Annotated in this window: 3 protein-coding genes; 1 reads left to right on the top strand and 2 read right to left on the bottom strand. The window is 37.2% G+C overall.

Features of this window, described 5'->3' with window-relative positions:
- A partial coding sequence (locus tag AACZ30_RS13585) for a C40 family peptidase (RefSeq protein ID WP_339650035.1) occupies positions 1 to 377 on the top strand: 377 nt, incomplete at its 5' end.
- A 3-nt stretch (positions 378 to 380) separates the two neighbouring features.
- Here the strand turns inward: AACZ30_RS13585 and AACZ30_RS13580 are convergent.
- Both AACZ30_RS13580 and AACZ30_RS13575 read right to left on the bottom strand, forming a co-directional pair.
- The gene (locus AACZ30_RS13580) at positions 381 to 1,637 is read right to left on the bottom strand and encodes an AMP-binding protein (RefSeq protein ID WP_075326903.1); all 1,257 of its coding nucleotides are present in this window, start codon (positions 1,635 to 1,637) and stop codon (positions 381 to 383) included.
- A partial coding sequence (locus AACZ30_RS13575; RefSeq protein ID WP_339650033.1) for a C45 family peptidase occupies positions 1,638 to 3,125 on the bottom strand: 1,488 nt, incomplete at its 5' end.

The raw sequence follows: 3,125 nt of genomic DNA, 5'->3' as shown, positions 1-3,125 counted from the left end.
TGGAAATTGTAAAAACTGCACTACTCTATTTAAACAGTCCGTATGCCTGGGGCGGAAAATCGCCGCTGGGAATTGATTGCAGCGGACTTACACAAATGGTTTATAAGCTAAACGGCTACCAATTAAATAGAAATTCAGCCGATCAGGCTAAACAAGGTGAACCACTTAGTTTTATTGAAGAAAGTGAAGCCGGAGATCTTGCCTTTTTTGATGATAAAGAAGGAATAATAGATCACGTAGGTATTATGATGAACGATAACTACATTATTCACGTAGATGGAAAGGTTAGAATTGATCGCATTGATCATTCAGGAATTTTTAATGCCGAATTAAAAAGACATACCCACCAATTGCGGGTAATAAAAAAGATCATTTAAGATTTATCGAAAATCGTGGAAAAGTTTTGGTTTTCTACTTTCTCTGGGAAATTTTAGTTTTTCTATTTTTTCTACGGAAGTTTTTTCTAATGTGACCTTCACTTTTAATCCAGATTGTAAATGCTCCTGAAGCTTACTAGTTTCAGTAAAATCATTCGGAATCCTTATCAGGATTTCATCCGTTTGATTTTCATTTGAACTTGCTTCAATAACAAAGATTTTCAGGGAATGAAAAGCCGTAAGTAAATTGATGATTTGCTGCGGATAAAGTGTAGTTCCTTTTAATTTTATCATTTGCTTTTTACGCCCAACAGGAGTGCTAATTCTCATTGACTTTCTACCGCATTCACAATTTTCACCATAGAATTTCACCATATCCCCGGTGGCAAATCTCACCAATGGCATTGTTTGGGTTTGCAAAGGAGTGACTACTAATTCTCCAATTTCACCAGGATTCACAGCATCAGCATTTTCATCTAAAACTTCAGTAAAAATCAAATCGGGCAAGCTATGATTTCCGGTGTGGAATTCACACTCGGTAAAAGCCGTACCCATTTCTGTACTGGCGTAGGTAGAAAATAATTCTATATCCCATAAATCCTTTAATTTTTGTCCTAAAGAATTCAGACTGAAATCTGGGTTTCGCAAAGGTTCGCCAATACAAACAGTAGCTTTAATCGAAGAGCTTTTATAATCAATTCCATTTTGCCTGGCAAAATCGATCATTTTCAACAAAAATGATGGAACTGCGACGAGAAAACCAGGTTGAAATCGTTCTATAGATTCCCACTGCAATCCGGGCAGACCGCTGCCGGTTCTTATAATCCCGGCTCCCAGTTTTCGTAATCCTAAAAAGTAAGCCATCCCGGCCATAAATCTGCGATCTAAAGTCGTAGTAAGTTGCACCACGCTAGATTTCTTGACTCCTACCATTTCAAAAGACTGACGTTCATTTTCTGCCAGCCGATCTAAATCGGCGTCATTTAAGGCAAAACTAACGGGATTGCCTAAAGTTCCTGAAGTGGTAACATAATCTATAATTTCATCTTTAGGAACCGCAATAAATTCTTGATTATAATGCTGTAAATCTTCTTTAGTAGTAATCGGGATCTTTCTGAATTCCTCATAAGATGGAATTCCTTCAATATCAATTTTACAATCTGTAAAACGCTTTTTATAAAATGGAGAATTTGCCACAACGTAACTTAGCTGTATTTTTAGCAATTCCTCATTCTTATTTATATCGTAGAAATTAGTCATTTAGATTTTGCGGTAAGATTTTTTTATCATTTTATCTAAGTATTCTTCATCTGGTAAAGTGGTTACTTGCCTCCTTTTTGCCTGCTTATAATTGATCACCGCTTTTTTAAATTCTTTTTGCTGAAAATAATAATCTCCGGCAATTTTATAAACTTCCCAGAAATGAGGATTTAAATACTTTAAACGCTTAATTTTATCTTCTGAAACTTCTTGTTCTTTAGAAATGGCTTCAATGATTTTCCCATTTAATTTTCTGTATTTCTCGTAATCTTTATAAGCTTCAGTATTTACAAAAAGATCTTCTGCAATGTTTTCTTCAGCAAGCATAACACTGCCAGAAACATTTCCAGCTTCAAACTTTTTAAATGCAGTATCAAGGTCGTAAGCCACAAAAGCACCCAATTGATAAGGATTCGCAGATATCCAAACCTTATTTTCTTCAGGTTTAAAAATAATGCCGTGGTGGGCAAGCAATTGATTAATAGCCATTTCATTTCCCGTTCCCAGCTTAACACCTTCTAAACCTTCTTTGTTCCTTAATATTTCAGCAGCTTTTTGAGGGTTTAATTTCTCTTTTTCAGAAAGTAACTCCTGCATTCTATCAAATCTATACTGAGTATGGCTTTCCTCAATGGTTTTTAAGTTTCGGTTATCTTCCGCATAAGCTTCACTTTGAAAATGATTGCTGCAAATTAATTTATTAGAATTTTCAACTTCAAAAACTCCAAAATTTCCCGGAGCTACTTCAATTAAGATCGCCCTACCTTCTTTTGCGCTCCCCACCATAATAGATTCCGAAACAAAAACTTCACGCTTTTTAGCGATCTCTATGGCTTCGGTAGTTGAAGTTGCATATTGAAGAATTTCACGGGCAACCAAACTAATTGGAGTTTTGGCCTGCAACGGAATTTTACTTTTTCCAGCATTTATGGTTACACTTATTCCCTTTTCATTCAAACCACTCACAGAACCAATCATCCCGGCCCAGGTGTACATCATAAACTTATGCCCTTTATCGGGATTAACAAAGGCTGCAATCTTTTCTTCCGCAAACTCATCTCCCGCATAGAAATCGAAGTTCCGCCCAAGTAGTAATTGTCCGTCTTCAGTTTTATCGTCCCAGGCGGCAAAAGAAGTACAGCCTACCAACATCAAATCCTGCAACGCGTGACCTATATCGTGTGCTCCATGGAAATAGAGCATACGCACATAAGCCGGGGCAAAATCATTGTACTTTTCCAATCCAAAAAGAGAGGTGCCGTAAATTTCCTGTTTATATTCTTCGGGGACGTGCAGGTACATTTTTCGGTTAAACCAGGCGACTGTTTTCTTTAAGAAATTTCGGTAACCGGTTTCAGGAACCAACTCATAGATATTCTCCATAAAGGCAGTTTCTTGTTTATGCATCAACTCCCGGGTTAGGCTTCCGCTAGTTACGCCACGTTCCAGCGCGTTGCCTTCAATATAAAGCTCCCAAATTCCGTGTTT

Origin of the sequence: uncultured Salegentibacter sp. (assembly GCF_963972535.1) — a bacterium.
Classification (GTDB): Bacteria; Bacteroidota; Bacteroidia; order Flavobacteriales; family Flavobacteriaceae; genus Salegentibacter.
The sequence above is the reverse complement of the archived record's forward strand: the minus strand, read 5'-3'. Positions and strand labels throughout refer to the sequence as shown.

Coding starts and splice junctions, on each gene's coding strand:
- AACZ30_RS13580 (WP_075326903.1), bottom strand. CDS start 1,637: ATGACTAATTTCTACGATATAAATAAGAATGAGGAATTGCTAAAAATA.